The sequence below is a fragment of the Blastopirellula marina DSM 3645 genome (assembly GCF_000153105.1).
Taxonomy (GTDB): domain Bacteria; phylum Planctomycetota; class Planctomycetia; order Pirellulales; family Pirellulaceae; genus Blastopirellula; species Blastopirellula marina.
This window is the reverse complement of the sequence record NZ_CH672376.1, coordinates 2,411,817-2,428,039: the sequence shown is the minus strand read 5'-3', so window position 1 is coordinate 2,428,039 and position 16,223 is coordinate 2,411,817. Positions and strand designations below refer to the sequence as shown.

Genomic DNA, 16,223 nt, shown 5'->3' with positions numbered 1-16,223 from the left:
GCCCTATGCCGTTCGAGCCCGAAGTCTCCCTGTTCACCGATGGCGCTTGCAGCGGCAATCCCGGCCCCGGCGGTTGGGCGTTTATCCTGCGTCATCACGGCACCGGCAAAGAGTTGGAAGGTTCCGGCGGCGAAGAAGTCTCGACCAACAACCGCATGGAGTTGCAAGCGGTGATCGAAGGGCTCGGCACGCTCAATCGTCCGTGTCGCGTCGAGTTGTTTACCGACAGCGTCTACGTCGGCAAAGGAATGTCGGAGTGGATGCCGAAATGGAAACAAAACGGCTGGCGGCGCAAAGAAGGCAAAGCCTGGAAGCCGGTGAAGAATGAAGAACTTTGGCGCAAGCTGGACGAACTGTTGCTGAAGCACCAAGTCAAATATACCCGCGTCGCCGGTCACAGCGGACATCCCGAGAATGAACGCTGTGACGAGCTTGCGGTCGAAGCATGCCAGAAGTTTAAGTAGCTGTAGCTGTAGGGTCCGCTATGCGGACCGAGAATCGCTAGAGATTCCAATGGTCCGCATAGCGGACCCTACGGACCTGGCGGACCTTAGCGACTTACAACTTGTCCGCCATCTCTTGGGCTTTGGCTTTGATGGCCGCCGGATCTTTCTCGGCCGACAGTTGCTTAAAATCGGCCATCAACTCTTCGGCCTGTTGCGGCCTGGCCTCGCGCATTCCATCGATTTCTTCATAGAGCCGCTGCTTGACGGCTTTTAGATTCCCGCTTGTAGCAATCTGCTGAAGCGTTTCCTTCGCATCCGGGGCTGGCGGAACAACCCTTACCGCTCCGTCCCCCGACATGCCGCAGCCCAGCAGACAACCCACCAATAACAACAAACCGATAGAACGAAACAATCGAGACATACTGCGCTTCCTTAACTGAAATAGAACAAGAGTTGAATCAGCAGCAACCATCCCTAAGGCAGTTGCGCCACTTCTCCTCCGTTGCGGCTTCCCATCGCGTGGTACGTCTGCAAATTAATCGTATCGGTCAGAAAGCGGACCGAACCGTCCGCTAGCGTGACGTTCACGCCGCCGGGGTGGCGACTGCGAGCCGCATAAATTCCGGACGAGCTGCCGTGATTACTAGTGCTGCTAGAGGTCATACAACTGGGATACTTCCAGTTGGGCGTCGCCATCGTGTTGAACATCACATACTCAAAAGTGCCTCGGTTCCAACGCAATGCGGAGTAGCTGCTATGGTTCGATTTGTTGCCTTCGCACGCGGAACCTGCGGCGTCGAGCGTGGCTTGAGTGATTGCTCCCTGCGACGTCGATTCGTTCCCTGACCACGAAAGTCCCCGGACAACGTCGGACACGACTCGGTAGATCGTGTCATTCGCATCTCCCGTCAGGTGCTCGCCGACCATGATCGTGTTCGTCGTCCCGTCGGTGATCGCCGCGAAGTTGTTCTCGCTGTCGAAATTGAAAACGCCGTTCTGCAACGTTTGCGAAATCGTCCATCCGATATTCGATCCTGCCGAAAACGGATAGTTGCAATTGCCTTCTCGCGTCGAGTCCGGAAAGACGCCGTCCGAAGGACAAACAAATCCGGAAATTCGGTTGTTCTGAATCAAGGATTCCGCGTTACTCGCATTTTGGTAGAAGTTCCCCGTCGCCGTCTTGATTTGATCGTACACGGCAGTTTGTTCGATAAACGGCAACATCTTTACGTGCGGGCCGCAGGAATAGGAAGTCGAAGCGCCCGAGACTTCTCCTTTTTGGTTGTACCGCGGAAAGGTCAAAAACGTGTCGTGGTAGTTGTGCAGCGCCAACCCCAACTGCTTCTGGTTGTTGGTGCAAGACATCCGGCGCGCGGCTTCACGCGCCATTTGAACCGCCGGCAACAGCAGTGCGATCAAGACGCCGATGATCGCGATCACCACCAGCAGTTCGACAAGGGTGAAACCAGAACAAGACTTTGTGCGACGCATAGCGGCTCCAACTAAATAGCGACAAATGGGGGGATAATTAGACAGGAATAGACTGCGGAGAAAGCATGAAGCACAAATCGCATGCCAAGCATCGGATTGCACCAATTACCTCATCACGCTCTGGTAATGCATGAGAGTTTCGCCAAGCGGCAACAGAGTGATGAACACCACTAACGCGATCACAATGTGTGACATTTCGCAATATCCGCGAATACTGCAACTTAAGATATAATTTGCGTCCAACTTATTTCATGAGTGGATGGGAGCCAAACGTCCATCACTGTTCAAAAAACTATTGAGAAACTGCCCGATTCCTAAGCAATACCCGCGGCGCGAATCCTGCAAAACGTCCCCCGACAAATGGGGAAATACCCCCGCCCAAAGTGCGAGACGCGCTCCCAGAAGCGAGCCGGCTTCGCATCTCATGCGAGGATCTGATTTTTGATCGTCCCAACCACAAGAGTGAGCCCTGCGACCGGTTCGCTTTGCTGAGCAAGTTTCTCGACCTGGCGTTCGACATGGGCGACGCGGCGCCGACATCCAATGCCCGTCGCATCCCACGAATCTCTCGCTAAAATGGCGAGCATGTCGTCTCCCAGCGTCAATCCATCGCTCGAACGTCTCCGTACTCCCGTGCAGTTTCTGAAGGGAGTCGGACCGCAGCGCGCCGAGAAGCTGGCGAAGCTCAATATTTTTACGGCGCTCGATCTCCTCTTTTTCTTCCCGCGTGACTACCAAGATGTCCGCGACGTGATTCCGATCGCGCAACTGGTCGAAGACGAAATTGCCAGCGTGATCGGCACGGTCGAAGAGATCTCGCTTCGCAACACCGCCCCTGGACGATCCGTGCTAGGCGTTTTGATTCGCAGCGACGAGCAATATCTGCGGGCAATCTGGTTCAATCAACCTTTTTTGCGGCGCCGTTTCAGCGAAGGTCGCCGCGTATTGATGTCCGGCAAACCAACCCTCAATGGGCTCCGCTGGGAAATGGCCCATCCGATCGCTGAAGTACTGGAAGATGAACAGGAAGAAATCGGCGGCAAGATTCTCCCGGTCTATTCGTTGACCGAAGGAATCCGCCAAGGTGCGATGCGGCGGCTGGTCCATCATGCGGTCGAAGATTATCGCAAAGAGATCGAAGAAGTGCTGCCGCAAACGTTTCTGGACGAGCATGGCCTAATGCCGGTGCATGACGCGATCTTGCAGATCCATGCTCCCGATGATCACGACGCGCGAGCCGCGGCGCAGCGGCGTTTTATCTATCAAGAGCTGCTTGTCTTGCAACTTGCTTTGGCGGTGCGGCGATATCAATTAACGTCGAACCGGCATTCGATGTCGATCCCGATTGATGGCCGCATCGACGAACGGATCCGCCGCCTGATCCCCTTTGAGTTGACCGAAGCGCAAAACCAGGCGGTCGCCGAAGTCACCAGAGACCTGGCGCTCGACGTGCCGATGAATCGCCTGTTGCAGGGAGACGTCGGTTCCGGCAAGACGATTGTCGCGCTGTATGCGATGCTGGCCGCCGTCGCCGCTGGCGCTCAAGCGGCGCTGATGGCGCCGACTGAAGTCTTGGCCCGGCAACATGTACGCACGCTGGGCAAACTGCTGGCCAAAGCGAAAGTGAACGTGGGCCTGTTGACCGGCACGCTGACCGAAAAACAACGCCGTGAGCTGCTCGCGCAACTTGCCGCCGGCGAAGTGCAACTTTTGGTCGGAACCCAAGCGATCATCGCCAGCGAAATCGAATTCCATAAATTGGGGCTGGTCGTCATCGACGAACAGCACAAGTTTGGCGTCAAACAGCGTGGGCAATTGCGCGGCGCCGGTCTCGATCCGCATTACCTGGTGATGACCGCGACGCCGATTCCGCGGACGATCGCGATGTCGCTGTTTGGTGATCTCGACGTCTCTTCGATTCGTGAAGCTCCCCCTGGACGACAACCGGTTCATACCTACATCGGAACCGAGGAAGAGCGGGAAAAGTGGTGGAAGTTCTTTCGCAAAAAGCTGCGTGAAGGACGACAAGGCTACGTCGTCGCGCCATTGGTCGACGAATCGTCATCGGCCGACAGCGCCAGCGCCGAGCAATTGCTGGAGACCTTGTCCAACGGCGAGCTCGAGGAGTTTCGGCTCGGGCTTTTGCATGGCCGGATGAGCGCCGAAGACAAAGAAGAGACGATGCGCAAGTTTCGCGCAGGTGAGATTCAAGCGCTCGTCTCCACTTCGGTAATCGAAGTGGGCGTCGACGTTCCTAACGCCGTCGTTATGACGATCGAAGGGGGCGAACGCTTCGGATTGGCCCAGTTGCATCAGCTGCGCGGTCGGATCAGTCGCGGTAGTCACGCTGGCTTCCTCTGCATCTTCGCCGACCCGAAGACCGATCATTCTCGCGAACGCCTGGAAGCGCTCGCCAAATCGAACGACGGCTTTGAATTGGCGGAACTCGACTTTCGTCTCCGCGGCCCCGGCGACCTGTTCGGTTTCAAACAGCATGGGATGCCGCCGCTGCGGATCGCCGATCTGCAGCGCGACGGCGACCTGCTCGAAAAAGCTCGAGCCGACGCGCGGTCGATTATCGCCGCCGATCCGGCGCTGGCCGACGCCAAGTGGGAAAAGCTGCGGCGAATGGTCTTCATTCGCTACGGAAAATCGTTAGAAATCGGCGATATCGCGTAAATCTCCCCGCCCGGATTTTGCCCACAGAAGGTTTTCGAGGTAGATTTCCCCAAGTAGCCCGCCTTCTGGTCAATTTGGAGCCAACCGACCATGGACTTTTCGCTGCCCACTTTCTCGCTGCTGGTTTCGTTGCTTGGCCTTTCCGCCGTCGCCGGAATCGTAGCCGTAGTATGTCCCAGCTGTTTCCAACGTCTGGCAGGTATCAGCGGCAGCTGGGTAGATACCGATCGTTGGTGGGCCGTATTGGATCAACGTGTCGACATTGATCAATTCGTACTGCGACGACCGCGTCTGTTTGGCTCGGTCGTGATCGCCGCTTCGGCCTATCTGGGTTACTTGCTCTATTTGAGATTCTAGTCGTCGGCCGAGTACTTCTTCACAAATTTAACCACCAACTGGCAGCCGGGATCGACCGTGCCGCCGTGGTCGAACCCACCCATTTCGTACAGTTCGACCTGTTTGTTTCCCAAACCTTTCATCATGCGCCAGAGATAGGCGTTCTCTTCGTAGCGTCCTAGCATGTCAAGCTCGCGATCGCCGGTGACCAAAATCATCGGCGGTGCGTCTTGGCGAGCATGATACGCCGGAGCAAGCTCATCGATAATCGCTTGATTCGGGCCGATGCCCCGTTCGCCCCGGATTGTAAAGTGGGTGAATGCGTGTCCGCTTAACGGAGCAAGTCCGGCGATCTTGTTGGCGTCAATCTCATGCGCGGCCAACCAACGTTTATCGAGCCCGACGATGCTGGTGAGATAGCCGCCTGCCGACGAGCCGCTGACGAAGATCTTGTTCGGATCGCCGCCAAATCGCTGGATGTTTTTAAATGTCCAAGCGACCGCCGCCGCCGCGTCTTCGATGTAGGCTGGCGCCTTCACCTGGGGGCTCAGTCGATAATTGACCGTCACCACCGCGAACCCTTTGTTCTGCAGTCCCTTGGGAACCGATTTGCGACCACCGGTCAATCCGCCTCCATGAAACCAGACGACGGTTGTGAAGTTCTTTGTGTCGGCCGGGTAATAAACGTCGAGCTTGCAGCGTTCCTGCTCGTAGTCGGTAAGCGTCTCCCCCTCGCGATATGGAATATCGCTTTCGGTCTGATACTCGGCGGCGACGACGGACGTTTGCCAAGCGGAAGAAACCAACAGAGTCAGCGCAAGGGAAGCGGCGTAACAGAATCGCATTAGATCGGTCTTTCGGCAAGAGTTTTGTCTTCATAGCCCGAAGCGCGAGTAAGGGAAATGCGGCTCGCCACTTCGCTCCGAGTTAGCATCGCCAACCGAATTCCCTCGCTGGCGCTGCGGGCTAGTGTCCAATCGGTTCGAATAAATCGCACCCGTTCAAAACGTGCGCAACGGGCGACGAAGAATCTGGCGATATGGGAGAGTCCCATTGTCGACTGCCGTGACGCGGCGTTCAAGAGTGCGCCGCGATTCGATTTCTGCAGGCTGTCTAGCTGCCGACGGCAACTTGTTCGCCCACCGTCCAAGCGGATGGGTTATCGCCGTCACGCTCGACGCGACGATAGAGCGTGTCTCGCTCGATCGGCTCGCGCCCCGTTTCGACGATCAGGCGACGAATGTCGTCGACCGACAAGACCTCAGGCGTCGTCGCACCGGCGTCGTGATAGATCAGCTCGTGCCGAACCGTGCCGTCGAGATCATCGGCGCCATACGCGAGCGCGGTCTGGGCGGTCTCGATGCCGAGCATGATCCAGTAGGCTTTGATGTGGTCGAAGTTATCGAGCATCAGTCGCGAGATCGCCATCGTCCGCAGGTCCATCACCACCGACGGCTTTTTCAAATTTCGCAGCGCGGCCAGTTCGGTATTGTCGGGATGGAACGCGAGCGGAATGAACGTCTGGAATCCGCCGGTCTGGTCTTGCAATTCACGCAGCCGAATTAGATGGTCGATCCGGTGAAACGCATTTTCGATATGGCCGTATAGCATGGTCGCATTGGTGCGAATGCCCATCTTGTGCGCGGTGCTATGAACCTCGAACCATTTGTTCGAGTTCGCTTTGTGTTCGCAGATTTGATCCCGGACTTCACGATGGAAGATTTCGGCGCCGCCGCCGGGCATGCTGCCGAGGCCGGCATCGAGCAAATCGGTCAGCACTTCTTCCACTGACTTCTTCGTCAAGAACTCAAACCAGTTGATCTCGACCGCCGTCCAACCCTTCAGGTGTAACGTCGGAAAAGCGTCATGCAGCAGACGCAGCACGTTAACGTACCACTCGTACTTCTTCTGATGATGCAAACCGCCGACGATGTGCATCTCGGTGCAACCGTTGTCGACCGCTTCCTGGCCGCGGGCAATGATTTGCTCGTCGCTCATCGCGTAACCGCGGGGGTCGCGCAGGTCGGCCCGAAACGCGCAAAAATTGCACCGATAGACGCAGATGTTGGTCGCGTTCAGGTGCGTGTTGATGTTGTAGTAGGCGAAATTGCCGTTCTTCCGCTCGCGGACGAGATTGGCCAACGCGGCGACATCGTTCAGCGGCACGTCGTCCTGATAGAGGTAAACCCCTTCGTCCAACGTGAGCCGATCACCGTTTTCGACTTTTTTGGCGATCGTATCGAGCGAAATTCGGCCAGGTGCAGTCATGGGAGTACAGCTTCCTACTTCAAATCCAGAATCAATCAATGATCAGAAAATGGGGGCAGGTCCCAATTTCTGGCTCCGCATCAGCTATTGTCAGAACCGCACTGCCGCAGCGAATGCAACCAATCCTTTATGTTCTAACGAACCGTCACTCCCCGCAAGGGGCGACCGCATGGCCGATTCCCGCTTTTGCGGCGTCGCAAATGCGGTCAATCTCGGCCAAAGTGATCGAAAGCGGCGGCATGATCACGATCACATTCCCCAGGGGACGGAGCCAGACGCCGTTTTGGGTCGCATGTCGACAGGCCCGCCAACCACGCCGCTCGGTCCAGGGATACGCCTGGCCGCTTTCCTTATCAGCAACCAGTTCGACTCCCGCGATCAGACCGCATTGCCGCACCGAAGCGACATGGGGATGGTCGATCAGTTCGGCCAACCGCATTTCGAGATGCGCGATCTTCGCCGGCAATTGATCCAGGATCTTTTCTTCTGCAAAAATATCAAGCGTCGCCAGCGCCGCCGCGCACAACAGTGGGTTGCCGCTGAACGTGTGCCCATGGAAGAAAGTCTTCCGCTCGGCATAGGCGCCCAAAAAAGCGTTCCAAACTTCGGTCGTCGCCACCGTGACGCTGAGCGGCAAATAACCGCCGGTCAGTCCTTTGCCCAAACAGAGAAAATCGGGCGTCACCGCTTCTTGCTGACATGCGAACATCGTGCCGGTTCGTCCCATGCCGACGGCGATCTCATCAAAGATCAGCAACACGTCATACTTGGTCGTCAACTCACGCAGACCGCGCAAGTAGCCCTCTGGCTGCATCAACATGCCGGCGGCGCCTTGCACCAGCGGCTCAATCACCAAAGCGGCGATCGTCTCGTGATGCTCTTTCAGCACCGCTTCTAGCTGATCGAGATAGTAGCGGCAAGCCGTTTCGGACGTGACCCCAGCCGGCAGATGATCACGATCCGGCGATGGCAACCGATGGACCGAGAAGAGCAGGGGGCGGAACATGTCGTGAAACATCTCGACCCCGCCCACGCTAACGGCGCCCAACGTGTCGCCGTGGTACGCTTCGTGAAACGCGATGTAGCTTGTCTTCTTCGGCCGCGGATCGTCGCGCTGTCGCCAATATTGAAACGCCATCTTCAGCGCCACTTCGACCGCCGACGAACCATCGCACGCGTAGAAGACGTGGTTTAATTCACCCGGCGTCAGATCGACAATTCGCTTGGTCAACTCAACCGCTGGAACGCTGGAGCACCCCAGATTGGTGACGTGCGCCACTTTGTCCAGCTGATCGCGAATCGCTTGGTCTATCTTGGGGTGGCGATGGCCGAAGGTGTTGCACCACAGGCTGCTCACCCCGTCGAGGTAGGCGTTGCCATCGATGTCGTACAACATGCAGCCTTCGCCGCGCTCGATTATCAGCGGCTCGTATTCGGCCATCTGCGTGAACGAATGCCAATGGGCCGAACGGTCCCAGTCGCGCAGCTGCTGGTGAGTTAAATTCATCACGATCGCAAGAGAGTGAGTTTCAAAGTTCAGTAGCCAGGCGCCACGGCCAGCGCCATGCTCTTACCGCGTCTTCGTAACGATCACCCGACGCTCCGCAGGTTACCAGGAAATCTCAACTTTCGCGCCGGGGCGAATGCCGAGAAACGCTGCGGCGCTTTCGCCGACGATGCAAAGTTCGAGAAAGCCGCTTCCTCCCATGACCGCGACGTAGGTCATCTCGGGTTGCTGATGATCGGCCGGATAGATCCCTAGCGTACGATGTTCATCGCAGGTGATGGTCGTCTTTTCATCTCGCGGCGCATCGGCTAACTGGTCATGCGAGATGTCGCTGATGAGGTCGCCGGATTCCGAGATTGCGGTGATGCTGCCGACTAGTTTCGCCGCCACAGGTCGGGCCTCAGATGAAGGGAGAAAGGATTTCACATGAAGAGCGTCAGCGGCGATTCTAGCCAGATTGCGCTATTTCGCCAAGCGTCTTGCCTGCACCTAAAGTGAAGACCAGTCAACTCTTAACTTCAATTGTGATCCTACCGGCAAATCCCCCCCCCATCCAAGTGGCCGCATTACCGCCGACGATGGAGATCTCCAGCTGCCCGCTCGACCCCCACAATGCGATCGAAGAGCCGATGCTCCGCTCACTATAGGTCGACGCAAGCGACCCGACATCCCGTTCATCGATGGAGATCGACGAAATCGCGTGATCCGCAAGATCGCCCTTGGTGAGATTGGTCACCAAGTTGCCCAGCGAATCGGCGTAAAGCACCTCTCCGCGAATAGTGCCGTCGCTGTGCGAAACCGTTGGAAAATCCAAGCGTGTCATTGCGCCAAGCGTTGGCCCAACTTCGGCAAAATCTCCTCCTGCGGCTAGATAGGCGGCGACCGGCCCCATTACATCCCGTCCATGAAAGGTCGCGGAAACGTTGCTGCGCCATAGCCGGGGATTGGCAACTTCGCGAAGTTGCGAAGTTTTGCGCGACGCGGCGACCACCGACAACAGCCCATTGTCGGGCAAGACAAACATTTGCCCTTCGATCTCGGCCGCGATGATCTTCCGCTGACTGCCAACGCCGGGATCGACGACGCCGACATGGACGGCGCCATACGGAAAGCTGCGATAGGTTCGGTCCAACAGATAGGCGCCGTGCCGAATATTTTGGGGCGCGACGCTATGGGTCAAATCGATGATCGTCGCACGGCGAAAGACCGAGAGGATCGCTCCCTTCATTTCGGCGACGTAGGGACTGTCAGCGCCGAAGTCGGTCAGCAGCGTGATGATCCCCGAGGCGGCCATCGCAGACTTCTACATTTTGGCGGACATATCGATGCACATCTGACGGAATGTGCCGGGATCGATATTGGGATTTTTCTTTTTCGCCTGACCGATCAAAGCGCCAACCGCTTTGTGCGTTCCCTCTTTGAGGTCGGCCAATACCTTGGGATTCGCTTCGAGCAGTTCGCGGCAAAGGTTTTCGAGTTCGGAGTCGTCGACCTTTTCGATGCCCATTTCCTTCATCACTTCCGGCGCCGACTTGCCCGAGTCGAGCATCTCGGCAAAGACATCCTTGGCCCGCGTGCCGTCAATCTCTTTGCCGGCGACCGCTTTGACAAGTTCGGCCAGGCGCTCGGTCGAAATCGGAAACGCGTCGATCTCGAGCGAACGCTCTTTCAGCACGCGCAACACTTCCTGCTGCACCCAGTTGCTGGCCAATTTGCCGTCGCCTGAGTTCTTGGCGAGGGTTTCGTAGTAGTTGACCGTGGTCTGACCCTGGTTGACGATCACGTCAGCGTCGTACGCGGGAATCTTGTACTGCGCTTCGAGACGATCACGAATCTGCCGCGGCAGTTCGCCCAATTCCGCTTTCACAGCGGCGATCTCTTCATCGGTCGTGGTGACCGGCGCCAAGTCCGGCTCTGGGAAGTAGCGATAGTCGCTCGATTCTTCTTTGTAACGCTGGGCGCGCGTGACTTGGGCCTGATCGTCCCAACCGCGGGTCTGCTTCGCGACGTCGCCGATCTTTTGCTTCGTTTCCAGCCAGACTTCGTACTGACGTTCCGCTTCAAAGGCGATCGCGCGCTCGACGGCGCGGAAGCTGTTCATGTTTTTGATCTCGACGATCGGCGTCGCCACTTTGCCTTCCGGCGTCTGCAGATGCAGATTGACGTTGGCGTCAACGCGAAGCGATCCTTCCTGCATGTTGCAGTCCGAAACGCCGAGATACTCAAGAATCAACTTCAGCTCGGTCAGATAGGCCTTCGCTTCCAGCGGCGAACGCATGTCCGGCTCGCTGACGATCTCCAGCAGCGGCGTACCAGTGCGGTTCAGGTCGATACGGCTATCAGCTTTGCCGGCCGCTTCGTCATGCATGCTCTTGCCGGCGTCTTCTTCCAGGTGAGCGCGGATGATGCCGACCTTACGCGGCTCAAACTGCCCCTTCGGATCGGTGATCAGCAAAAAGCCGTCTTGCGACATCGGCAAATCGTACTGGCTGATCTGGTAGCCCTTCGGCAAGTCGGGGTAGTAGTAGTTTTTGCGATCCCACTTCGTAAAGTTGGGAATCTGCAAGTTGAGCGCACACGCGGTCTTCAGTCCCAGCTGAAACGCGGTGCGATTCATCACCGGCAGCGAACCAGGCATCGCCAAGCAAACCGGGCAGGTCTGCGTGTTGGGCGGCGCACCGTATTGCGTGCTGCAGCGACAGAACAGCTTGGTCTGCGTCGCCAGCTGAACGTGGACTTCGAGTCCGATGACAATTTCGTAAAGCGACTCGCTCATGACAGTTCCGGTCTCCGCTGGTGCCAGTCGGTCGCAGTTTGAAACATATGGGCCGCTTGCAGCAGACGCTCTTCGGCCAGCGGCGGACCTTGCAGTTGCAAGCCAATCGGCAGGCCCGCCTTCGAGAAGCCGCACGGAATCGAAATTCCGCCGATCCCCGCCAGGTTGGCGGTCACGGTATACAAGTCGCCCAGATACATCGACAACGGATCGTCGGTCTTGGTTCCGGCGGCGAATGACGGCGTTGGCGCCGTCGGTCCGATGACCAGATCGACATCCTTGAACGCCGCGTCATAGTCTTGCCGGATCAAGCGGCGAACCTTCAGCGCCTTCAAATAATAGGCGTCGTAGTAGCCGGCGCTCAGCGTGTAAGTCCCCAGCATGATGCGGCGTTTGACTTCCGGTCCGAAGCCCTCGGCTCGGCTTTGGCGATACATGCGAACAAGCGACGTATCGAGTTTCGCCAGGCCGACTTCGTCGCCAGCCGCTTCGAGCGCGGCTCGTTCTTGGGCGAGTTGCTCGAGCATCGCCGCTTCGTTGGTTCGATGCCCATAGTGAGCGCCGTCAAAGCGAGCCAGGTTACTCGAAGCTTCGCTCGGAGCGATGATGTAATAGACGGCGATGCCGTACTTGCTGTGGGGGAGCGAAACGTCGGTCACCGTCGCGCCTAGCGACTTGTAGACATTGATCGCTTCGCGAGTCGCTTGTTCGACTTCGCTGTCGAGCCCATCGCCAAAGTGTTCTTTCACCACGCCCAGCCGCAAACCTTTGAGCGGCTGTTTGACCGACTGCGAGTAGGCAGGCGTTTTCACATTGGCCGAGGTCGAATCGTGCGGGTCATAACCGGCGATCGCTTCTAGCAAAATGGCGGCGTCTTCGGCGGTGCGGGCCATCGGACCAATCTGGTCGAGACTGCTGGCGAACGCGATCAGGCCAAATCGGCTAACCACGCCGTAGGTCGGTTTCAATCCGACCACGCCGCAGAACGAAGCCGGCTGGCGAATCGAACCGCCGGTGTCGGTACCGATCGACAGCGGCGCCATCGAAGCGGCCAAACAAGCGGCTGCACCGCCGCTTGATCCGCCGGGCACGCACTTCAAATCCCACGGATTACGGGTCACGCCGAGAGCCGAGTTTTCGGTCGAGCCGCCCATCGCGAACTCGTCCATGTTTGTCTTGCCGATCAAAACGGCGTCGGCCGCTTTCAGCTTCGCGATCACCGTGGCGTCATACGGAGGAACGAAGTTCTCCAGCATTTTCGACGCACACGTGGTCGTTTCCCCTTTGGTGCAAAGCAGATCTTTGATCGCCACCGGAACCCCGGCCAGACGACCCAGCTTTTCTCCTTTTTTGCGCCGCGTGTCGACGCTTTCGGCTTGCTCCAAAGCAGACTCGCTCATGACCTTCAGAAAGGCGCCAACTTGTTTGTCGGCGACATCGATCTGGGCCAGGCAGGCCTTGGTCAGTTCGACCGAGGTAATCTCGCCCGACTCAAGCTGCGTCAGCAGTTGTGCGGCGGAGGCGTGGATCAAAGACATCAGTTCCCCGGAGTCCGCAAGTTGGGTGGTGGAGCGTCAAGATACAACGTGCTTAAGCGTCAAGAAACACTGCCCACACGATACCGCTGCAGCGCCATGTCGCCAAGTGTACGACGGTTCGCGAAACTATTCGCCCAATACGGCAGGGACGCGAAAACATTCGTCGTCCCGCTTGGGAGCGTTCGCCAGCGCCTCGTCGCGAGAGAGGGAAGGCGCACGCTCATCGGCGGCGAACACGTTGAACTGTTCGACCGCGTGGGCCATCGGTTCGACGTCGGTCGTATCGAGCTCATTCAGTTGCTCGACATAGCCGACGATATCACTCATCTGCTCGGTCATCGTCGTCAACTCCTCCTCAGTGAGAAGCAGCCGCGACAATAGCGACACTTTTTTGACGTCGTCTTGAGAAAGGCTCATCGCAAATCTCCAGCGTCCGAGCTTCAGGGAAACAACCGTACCTACTTCGCCGCTTTTTCTTCAGACGGCAACTTGAACGGCTTGTGACGAACGACCTTCTTCACACGGCCGCTGCGGATGCACTGGGTGCAAACCTGCATCGATTTGTGCTCGCCGCTCGGCTTCACCGCTTTGACAATCTGCAAGTTCGGCTTGAATTTACGGCGCGTGATGCCCGTGATTTTCGTACCAACGCCGCCGAGGTACTTCGCTTTACCACGGAGGGTCACTTGATTGCCGACCTGCGGACCCTTGCCGCAGATTTCACATGTCTTGGCCATAGCCGTTTCATCCTGACTACATAGATCTTGTACTGGCGCGGAAACCGCCAATATAGCAATTCGCGGGTAGACAGCAACCGGCGAACGCGATCCGCATGCCGGAAAAAGGGGACAGAAGATGGAGTCAGGTCGCCACGTCGCTGCCATAGGGGGACCTGACCCCATCTTCTGCGGCCATCCACCGACCAAGCTTTTCAGCTGGCATGCGTGCAAACGGGGGCACAGAGGAAACAACTCCCCCGCTAACACCCGCTTAACAAAATCAACGGAAATTAATTTTCCGCAGCACTTATTTTCCACCTTGCGAGTCGTCGATCAGCCAAGTAGCCTGACACAACTATGACGCCCAGCCACGCTGACCAATTTTTGATTCCCTCTGCACGGTTCTCTCCGCCGTAGCACGCTGGTCCGCGTCGATCCTCTACCGGCAGCGCTCCAGGTCGATCCGATCCTGAGGGACGAAAGTCGACCGACTTTTCGCCCCGGTTCGATTCCGCCTTCCTTTGCCCCACAACCCATAAAACAATACCGATGCTTCATTTTTTCCAATCGCAGCAACAAAACTTCAAAAACGACATCCTCTCGGGGCTAACCGTCGCGCTGGCGCTGGTGCCGGAAGCGGTTGCGTTCGCCTTCGTCGCTGGGGTCTCACCGGTGATCGGGCTCTACTCCGCTTTCTTCCTGGGTCTGCTGACTGCAATCTTTGGCGGCCGGCCGGGGATGATCTCTGGAGCCACCGGAGCGATGGCGGTGATCGTCGTTTCGCTGGTCGCGATGCATGGGATTGAATATCTCTTTCCCGCCGTTATTTTGTGCGGAATTTTGCAGATCGCCTTCGGACTAACCCGCTTGGGCGTATTGATCCGGATGGTGCCGCATTCGGTCATGCTCGGTTTTGTGAACGGCCTGGCGATCGTGATCGGCATGGCCCAGTTCGGCAGTTTTCAAACGATCAATGACCTCGGCGTTCTGACTTATCTGCGCGGCCCGGTCCTTTGGATCATGCTGGCGCTGACGGCGCTGACGATGGCGATCATCTGGCTGCTGCCGAAGTTCACCCGAGCGATTCCATCCTCGCTCGCCGCGCTGCTCTTGGTGACCATCGCTTCGGTCGTGCTCAATCAAACGCTCGACACGTCGCTGGCGGCGAAAAATCAAGATCATGTCGTGATGACGGTCGGCGACATGCTGGTGACCAACGCGAAATCAAAAGCGGCCGACGCCGCTCGCGGTGGTGAACCGACCGACGGGCATGGACCGGCGGTCGTCGTCGCCGACGCCGAACTCACGCCGGAAGTCGCCGCGGCGATCGCGAGCGTCACGCCAGAAACGACCGGCCTCTCAGGCGGCCTGCCGCAGCTCTTCTTTTTGCAGTATATGTTGCCGCCGCTCACTTTGGCGACGCTCTGGATCATCTTGCCTTATTCGTTGGTTTTGGCGGCGGTCGGCTTGATCGAATCATTGATGACGCTTTCGCTGGTCGACGAAATCACCGAGACGCAAGGCAGCGGCAATCGCGAGTGCGTAGGGCAGGGGATCGCCAACGTCGTCTGCGGCCTGTTTGGCGGCATGGGCGGTTGTGCGATGATCGGGCAGTCGCTGATTAACGTGAACTCTGGCGGTCGCGGGCGATTGTCAGGGATCACGGCGGCGGTTTGCCTGCTGGCGTTCGTGCTGTTTTTGGCCCCTTGGATCGAGATGATCCCGATGGCCGCGCTCGTGGGCGTGATGTTCATGGTCGTCATCGGCACGTTCGAGTGGGCGTCGATCCAAACGTTCGGCAAAGTGCCGATCAGCGATTATTTCGTGATGCTGGTCGTCGCCGGCTACACGGCCGTGATGCACGATCTGGCGACGGCGGTGATCTTGGGCGTGATCGTCTCGGCGCTTGTTTTCGCCTGGCAACACTCTAAGAACATCGGCGCCGACATCAAGGTCAACGAACTGGGGGGCAAAGTCTATCAGTTGCATGGACCGCTCTTCTTCGCTTCGGTCAGCAGCTTCAAAAAGCTGTTCGATCCCGAGAACGATCCAGACGATGTCGTGATCGACTTCTACTACACGCGGGTCTATGACCAATCGGGCCTAGAAGCAATCACCGGCCTGACCGAGAAGTACGAGCAACAGGGAAACATCTGGTGTTGACCCACCTGAGCCCTGAGTGCCGCCAGATGCTCGACCGGGCCCACGCGATCGTCACGGTCAACCACGCCGAAGAACCGCAGTACCACGTGACGACCGAACGAATCTTGAAGATCGAAAAGTCGAAAGACGACGTGACGACGTAAGACTTGGGTGGCCCGGCCAGTTCGCCCAGAACTGGTTGGGTTGCTTTAGCAACAAGATGCTGCGCCATCCGGTGTTGACTCAAGAGAGTCAGGAACGGGCTAGAATTCATTTCAGCAATCTGAACAAATAGTCCCCATTCGCTCCCGCTTCGACCAC

17 protein-coding genes are annotated in these 16,223 nt (G+C 57.6%); 5 read left to right on the top strand and 12 right to left on the bottom strand.

Annotation, left to right across the window (positions count from 1 at the left end):
• Positions 1–5 precede the first annotated feature (5 nt).
• Positions 6–464 (top strand): ribonuclease HI, encoded by a 459-nt coding sequence (rnhA, locus tag DSM3645_RS11825; RefSeq protein WP_002652409.1) that lies wholly within the window; start codon positions 6–8, stop codon positions 462–464.
• Positions 465–558: 94 nt separating this feature from the next.
• On the opposite strand, the gene DSM3645_RS11820 is transcribed toward rnhA, so the two are convergent.
• The 3 genes from DSM3645_RS11820 to DSM3645_RS30445 form a co-directional block, all read right to left on the bottom strand.
• Positions 559–867 (bottom strand): hypothetical protein, encoded by a 309-nt coding sequence (locus tag DSM3645_RS11820; RefSeq protein ID WP_002652408.1) that lies wholly within the window; start codon positions 865–867, stop codon positions 559–561.
• A 53-nt stretch (positions 868–920) separates the two neighbouring features.
• Complete coding sequence (locus DSM3645_RS11815; protein WP_002652407.1) at positions 921–1,937, bottom strand: DUF1559 family PulG-like putative transporter; 1,017 nt, start codon at positions 1,935–1,937, stop codon at positions 921–923.
• A 422-nt stretch (positions 1,938–2,359) separates the two neighbouring features.
• A complete protein-coding gene (locus DSM3645_RS30445) occupies positions 2,360–2,524 on the bottom strand; it encodes a hypothetical protein (protein ID WP_002652405.1) in 165 nt (54 codons plus the stop codon).
• Between DSM3645_RS30445 and recG the strand changes: the two genes are divergently transcribed.
• Positions 2,523–4,616 carry an ATP-dependent DNA helicase RecG gene (recG, locus tag DSM3645_RS11805; RefSeq protein ID WP_002652404.1) on the top strand — a complete coding sequence of 698 codons (2,094 nt, stop codon included), beginning with the start codon at positions 2,523–2,525 and terminating at the stop codon, positions 4,614–4,616. The two genes, DSM3645_RS30445 and recG, sit on opposite strands and share 2 nt — an antisense overlap.
• 90 nt (positions 4,617–4,706) lie before the next feature.
• Positions 4,707–4,973 (top strand): hypothetical protein, encoded by a 267-nt coding sequence (locus tag DSM3645_RS11800; RefSeq protein ID WP_002652403.1) that lies wholly within the window; start codon positions 4,707–4,709, stop codon positions 4,971–4,973.
• Here the strand turns inward: DSM3645_RS11800 and DSM3645_RS11795 are convergent.
• The 9 genes from DSM3645_RS11795 to rpmB all read right to left on the bottom strand — a co-directional run bounded on the left by DSM3645_RS11795 (position 4,970) and on the right by rpmB (position 13,778).
• Positions 4,970–5,797, bottom strand: coding sequence for an alpha/beta hydrolase (locus DSM3645_RS11795; protein ID WP_002652402.1), 828 nt, complete (start codon positions 5,795–5,797; stop codon positions 4,970–4,972). The genes DSM3645_RS11800 and DSM3645_RS11795 overlap by 4 nt on opposite strands.
• Positions 5,798–6,065: 268 nt before the next feature.
• Positions 6,066–7,220, bottom strand: a complete 1,155-nt coding sequence (mqnE, locus tag DSM3645_RS11790) for an aminofutalosine synthase MqnE (RefSeq protein ID WP_002652401.1) — start codon at positions 7,218–7,220, stop codon at positions 6,066–6,068.
• Between the two features lie 145 nt (positions 7,221–7,365).
• Entirely contained in the window at positions 7,366–8,727 is a 1,362-nt protein-coding gene (bioA, locus tag DSM3645_RS11785) for an adenosylmethionine--8-amino-7-oxononanoate transaminase (RefSeq protein WP_002652400.1), read from the bottom strand.
• Positions 8,728–8,829: 102 nt separating this feature from the next.
• On the bottom strand, positions 8,830–9,117 hold the full coding sequence (locus DSM3645_RS11780; RefSeq protein WP_002652399.1) for an SAM hydroxide adenosyltransferase: 288 nt from the start codon (positions 9,115–9,117) through the stop codon (positions 8,830–8,832).
• A gap of 115 nt (positions 9,118–9,232) precedes the next feature.
• Positions 9,233–10,021 (bottom strand): SAM hydrolase/SAM-dependent halogenase family protein, encoded by a 789-nt coding sequence (locus tag DSM3645_RS11775; RefSeq protein ID WP_002652398.1) that lies wholly within the window; start codon positions 10,019–10,021, stop codon positions 9,233–9,235.
• Between the two features lie 9 nt (positions 10,022–10,030).
• On the bottom strand, positions 10,031–11,503 hold the full coding sequence (gene gatB, locus DSM3645_RS11770; RefSeq protein ID WP_002652397.1) for an Asp-tRNA(Asn)/Glu-tRNA(Gln) amidotransferase subunit GatB: 1,473 nt from the start codon (positions 11,501–11,503) through the stop codon (positions 10,031–10,033).
• The gene (gatA, locus tag DSM3645_RS11765) at positions 11,500–13,041 is read right to left on the bottom strand and encodes an Asp-tRNA(Asn)/Glu-tRNA(Gln) amidotransferase subunit GatA (protein WP_002652396.1); all 1,542 of its coding nucleotides are present in this window, start codon (positions 13,039–13,041) and stop codon (positions 11,500–11,502) included. The genes gatB and gatA overlap by 4 nt, the downstream gene beginning before the upstream one ends.
• A gap of 126 nt (positions 13,042–13,167) precedes the next feature.
• Positions 13,168–13,458, bottom strand: a complete 291-nt coding sequence (gene gatC, locus DSM3645_RS11760) for an Asp-tRNA(Asn)/Glu-tRNA(Gln) amidotransferase subunit GatC (protein WP_002652395.1) — start codon at positions 13,456–13,458, stop codon at positions 13,168–13,170.
• Between the two features lie 41 nt (positions 13,459–13,499).
• Positions 13,500–13,778 carry a 50S ribosomal protein L28 gene (gene rpmB, locus DSM3645_RS11755; protein WP_002652394.1) on the bottom strand — a complete coding sequence of 93 codons (279 nt, stop codon included), beginning with the start codon at positions 13,776–13,778 and terminating at the stop codon, positions 13,500–13,502.
• Between the two features lie 531 nt (positions 13,779–14,309).
• On the opposite strand from rpmB, the gene DSM3645_RS11750 reads away from it, so the two are divergent.
• Both DSM3645_RS11750 and DSM3645_RS31315 read left to right on the top strand, forming a co-directional pair.
• Positions 14,310–15,923, top strand: coding sequence for a SulP family inorganic anion transporter (locus DSM3645_RS11750; RefSeq protein ID WP_002652393.1), 1,614 nt, complete (start codon positions 14,310–14,312; stop codon positions 15,921–15,923).
• Positions 15,917–16,066 carry a hypothetical protein gene (locus DSM3645_RS31315; protein WP_237564805.1) on the top strand — a complete coding sequence of 50 codons (150 nt, stop codon included), beginning with the start codon at positions 15,917–15,919 and terminating at the stop codon, positions 16,064–16,066. The genes DSM3645_RS11750 and DSM3645_RS31315 overlap by 7 nt, the downstream gene beginning before the upstream one ends.
• Positions 16,067–16,223 lie beyond the last annotated feature (157 nt).